General features: G+C 41.8%; 4 protein-coding genes. 2 read left to right on the forward strand and 2 right to left on the reverse strand.

Features of this window, described 5'->3' with window-relative positions; all coding sequences use genetic code 11:
• Positions 1 to 370: 370 nt before the first annotated feature.
• A complete protein-coding gene (locus AB6E52_RS22675; protein ID WP_198594334.1) occupies positions 371 to 1,327 on the forward strand; it encodes an IS110 family transposase in 957 nt (318 codons plus the stop codon).
• A 28-nt stretch (positions 1,328 to 1,355) separates the two neighbouring features.
• Here AB6E52_RS22675 and AB6E52_RS22680 read toward each other — a convergent pair whose 3' ends face one another.
• Positions 1,356 to 1,946 (reverse strand): HEPN family nuclease, encoded by a 591-nt coding sequence (locus AB6E52_RS22680; RefSeq protein ID WP_102321494.1) that lies wholly within the window; start codon positions 1,944 to 1,946, stop codon positions 1,356 to 1,358.
• Positions 1,947 to 2,068: 122 nt separating this feature from the next.
• Here AB6E52_RS22680 and AB6E52_RS22685 point away from each other — a divergent pair, with 122 nt between their 5' ends.
• Positions 2,069 to 3,223, forward strand: a complete 1,155-nt coding sequence (locus AB6E52_RS22685; protein WP_102321493.1) for an IS110-like element ISVisp2 family transposase — start codon at positions 2,069 to 2,071, stop codon at positions 3,221 to 3,223.
• Between the two features lie 406 nt (positions 3,224 to 3,629).
• On the opposite strand, the gene AB6E52_RS22690 is transcribed toward AB6E52_RS22685, so the two are convergent.
• On the reverse strand, positions 3,630 to 4,556 hold the full coding sequence (locus AB6E52_RS22690) for a hypothetical protein (protein WP_102321492.1): 927 nt from the start codon (positions 4,554 to 4,556) through the stop codon (positions 3,630 to 3,632).
• Between the last annotated feature and the right edge of the window lie 186 nt (positions 4,557 to 4,742).

Here is a 4,742-nt window from a genome sequence, read left to right on the forward strand (position 1 = left end):
ATCCACTGTTGTCAGCGGGAGCTATTGTTGACAAAAGAGGGAGTCCATGTAGCCCTGTTAAGGTGTGAGCAACGCAATACCAATGCTACCGCATACCACCTTAAACACTAAAATCAACGCATAGTAAAAATGCCACGCGTTGCGAATCACTCTTAAACAGTTTGTATGGATAATAAGCACTCCAATCGGGTAATGTGAGACCCAGGCTTTAGCTGCAACTAAAGCTTTCTATGTAGTAGTTCGTTTAAACGCTGGCTCCTCTATCGAGAGACCGATAACAAACATGAACGCTACATAGGACTTCAAGCATAAACCTCGAATAGTCGACTGGGTCTCGAACCCGCATTACGCAAGCATGAGTTAGCTTATTATGAATACCAAAATCAATCAAAGCATCAACGTTGGAGTTGATACCGGCAAAACACAATTAGACATCCACATCAGGCCACTAGACCTATTTTTCTCAGTAGAGAACAATGATAAAGGCATCAAAAAAGCACTCAAAACGATTAAGAGTCACAGTCCTGAACGAATCGTTATTGAAGCAACAGGCCGATTAGAAATGCCTTTTGTTCTTGCATGTGCAGAGGCTCAATTACCTATTGTCAGAGCAAACCCTGTCCACATAAAACGGTTCGCTGGTGCTATTGGCCGCAGAGCCAAAAATGATCGTTTAGATGCAGAATTGATTGCTCACTATGGAGAAGCAATCAAACCAGCTCTTACTGTCATAAAGCCAAAAAACATACGCCTAATGAGTAACTTAGTCATTCGCCGAAACCAGTTGTTATCCATGCAAACCATGGAAAAGAACCGAATCCAGATACTTCCCGCTTCTCTCCATCCGACTATCAAACCGATGCTAACCACGATAAAAAATCAAATCACCAAGTTAGAAGAAAAGCTCGTTAAACTCATTGAAGATAGCCCTGAATATCAGGCTAAAAACACAATATTGCAGAGCGTCCCTGGAATAGGAAACATTGCCGCTGCATCAATAATTAGCAACGTACCAGAACTTGGCTACATCACAAATAAACAAGCGGCATCACTAATTGGTGTCGCTCCAATAACACGCGAAAGTGGGCGCTACAAAGGTAAGCGCGTGATCCAAGGCGGTCGAGCGCAAGTACGCACAGTGTTATATATGGCAATGATGTCAGCCATGCAATGTAACCCCGTATTCAAAGCAACTTATGCTCGACTTGTAGCTGCCGGAAAGCCTAAGAAAGTCGCAATAATCGCGTGTGTTCGAAAGATGGTTGTGACTCTTAACTCTATGCTGAGAGATGGCGCCATGTGGGATGAAAACACTGCAAAAAATTAATCATTGACGCCATAGTCGTTTGTTAGGCTTAAATCTCAGCACGTTCACGAACATCTTTGTGCGCAACACCTTGTAGCTTTTTAATTATTGTTGAAAGCGCGTTCAAATTTGCACGAGCATGAAAAGTATCTGTTTTATCACGCATATTTACATCATAAAACTCAAAGTAAACTTTGCTCATTAACTCTGATTTATCCTTAATTCCTTCAGGTACATCTACCTTAACATTACCATGACCTAATGAATTCCTAATTCGTTTTATAACGTACCTAATAGAAGGGTTTGCTTTTTTAGGAGCTTGGTATTCAATTTGTGAAAGCCCCCAATCAGTTAAATGTTCATCCGATGAATCATTTGGAATCAAATCAAACCAGCGCTCTTTAGTTAAAAGGATTCCCGTATATAAATACGATGTTAGTATGCCTAAATTAAAAGGAATCTTATGTTCTTTACTACCGCTGTTAGCTAACCATTGTGTGTAAAACTCTGACACACTGATTTCTGAACCTTTTTCGCTAAAAATTAAGTCTGATATTTCTTTCAAGAAGTCTACAGAGAACATGCTACCTGTTACTAAATCTATTGCATCTTTTTCACTTTCAAAGTCATCAAAACTCATTACTTACTCCTTGAAGCCTAGACATAATGACCCCCACGAAAGGTGCTAGCCTCCAATATCGTGGGTTAGCTTAAAGCCAGAGCCATAATTAGTGCGTCAAACAACTAAATTTGGAGGCTAGCATGAATAAAGATAGCATAATTTTTATTGGCTTAGATACGCATAAGTCATTTATTCAAGTCACTGTATTACAAGAACATCGTGGAGCAAATCCACAACATCTTGGTCGTATTAAATCGAATAAGTCCGCGTTGATTAAATTGGCCAAACAGCTGCAATCCAAGTATCCAAAAGCCACTCTGCACTTTGTCTATGAAGCAGGGCCATGTGGTTACTGGACTTATCGCTTAATGACGAGTCTTGGACACTGCTGCTATGTCGTCGCTCCATCACTTATACCTAAAAAGCCAGGCGATAGAGTTAAAACCGACAAACGAGACGCTGCAAAGCTTGCCAAGCTGTTAAAAGCCGAAGAGCTCACACCCATCTATGTACCGGAAGCAGAAGATGAAGCCATTCGAGACCTCTCGCGTGCCAGAGAAACCGCAATGAAAGATCTCAAAGACACAAAATTCCAACTCAAAGGCTTTCTTCTTCGCAATAATATCCAAGCGACGGTGAATGATAACTGGTCTAAAAAGCATCTACGGTGGCTAACCGACCTCATTCTTCCTCATCATAGTCAGCAAATTGTTTTACAAGAGATGATCATTACCATCAATGAGCGAATGCAACGGCTTCAACGACTCGATAATGAACTACTCCATCAAGTCAAAAACTGGCGATACTATCCTGTGGTGAAAGCCATTCAAGCTATGCGTGGCGTCCGGTTACTCGTAGCTCTCGGCACAATAGCCGAACTGGGTGACTTACGACGATTTGATCATCCAAGAAAGCTTATGGCTTACCTCGGACTCGTTCCAACTGAAAACTCTAGTGGAGGTAAAACTCGTCGTGGCAGCTTAACAAAGTGTGGCAACAGTCGGGCCAGACGGTTGCTGGTCGAAGGCGCACACACCTATAAGCACAAAGCGAACATCTCTGTAGAGCTCCAACTAAGGCAAGAAGGACTGCCTAAAGAGATCGTCGATATCGCTTGGCAGGCCCAGCAAAGGTTATGTCGTCGTTACCAACGACTGCTACAAAAAGGCAAACACCGAAATGTCGTTGTGGTCGCCATCGCTAGAGAGATGATCGCCTACATCTGGGCGATTGCTCGTGAGGTTGTCATCAGCGACGTGGATCCTAAAACTCGAATCGCTCGATTACCGGCATGAAGAAAGAATTAGTGTTATCGCATTGGATAAAGCATCGGGAGTGGCACAAACACCGACGGCGTTAGGACGGCAATATAGCTTCGGCTATATTGAACCACGAGCATAGACTGAAGACAGGTGCCACGACGGAACAAGTAAGGTAGGCTCTACTCATCAAACGATGAGCAATCCACGTATATCAGCATGAGAACCGACGACATTACTTGCTTCATCTATGCGGTAACACTATCCCCTAAGCAACAAGAAAGGCTCTGATAATACAGGAGCAGAAACTTCTACGTTTTTAATTGACAGTGGGGGTCATATCAACGCCTTGCTAAGAGGCGAAAAATGCTTGGCTAAAATTAGCGACGAAGGAGCGCAAGCCAAGCGTTTTGCGTCCTTTTAAGCAACTTGTTAGAAGCACTTATACACAGAAAATATCAGATAATTGCTTCTTAACTTTTTCTTTTGAGTCTCCTGTAACCAAAAATATTTTCTGATTATCTGAGATCTGATTATGCTCTAGTATCAGCTCTTTTGTTCTTTGCGTTACACCTGAGGAAACCACTAGGACACCGCCTTTACCGGAAGCTAAAATCATGTTTAAAAAGTTACGTGCTGTACCAAGTCCGAGTAATCTGCGGTACTTTTTAACTTCAACAATTACATCGTTACCTTGATGATTAACGACAAAGTCATATTCATTTGAGTCTGATTTGTATGGCACATCTAGCTCAGATAGAGCCTCACCAACCATTTTTTCATACTCAAAAGCTGAAGCAGACATTGATCCGCCATGATGATTTATGATTATATCGCCAGATATTATATCTGCTTCTGTTTCTTTATCGGCCTTCAATTTGCCAGCGAGGCTTGATGCACCTACAGCAGCGATAATTGCACCAAGAGCAGAAAATAACCAAGATATAATTGGAACCCAATCAAACTTCTTTTCAATAGGTTTGCTTGGGGGCTTATAACTAGATCTCAGTTTATTTATTGAGGCTAACAGTGATTCTCTTTTCTCAAGCGGAATAAACTTATTTCCCATGAATCGTTCTTGTACTTGGAGAAGAAGTTCTTCAGATGTATACGGGTACGATATTCCCTGTTTAAGTTCTTTCCCGCGAATGAACATTTCGACATCTTCAATTGAAATTGATTTTTCGTAGAAAATTAGTTCTTGCACATCATCCATGAGGCTTTCATGAATGACATTAACTTTCCCTGTAGTAATATCTTTGACATAGTCAGGAACGTACATCAGTGAAAAGTAGAATGTACCTGCAACCCCCAAAGCACCAAACAAGTTCCATGCATTTTTAAATATCCATTTGAAAAATAAATTCAAAGATTTACTCCTAGCTTCGATGTGCTTCTAACGCCCGCTTAAGTGGTGAGCAACGCTACCACGACACTCAATCATGACACCGTAAACACAAAACCAAAACCGCCGAGCGTTGCGAATCCGTCTTAAAGCGTTTGTTGAACGAAGCCGCTACGCGGCAGAGTAAAGCGAGTGCGAACCATACTCTTG

The organism is Vibrio sp. 10N.247.311.13 (assembly GCF_041467595.1).
Classification (GTDB): Bacteria; Pseudomonadota; Gammaproteobacteria; order Enterobacterales; family Vibrionaceae; genus Vibrio; species Vibrio crassostreae_C.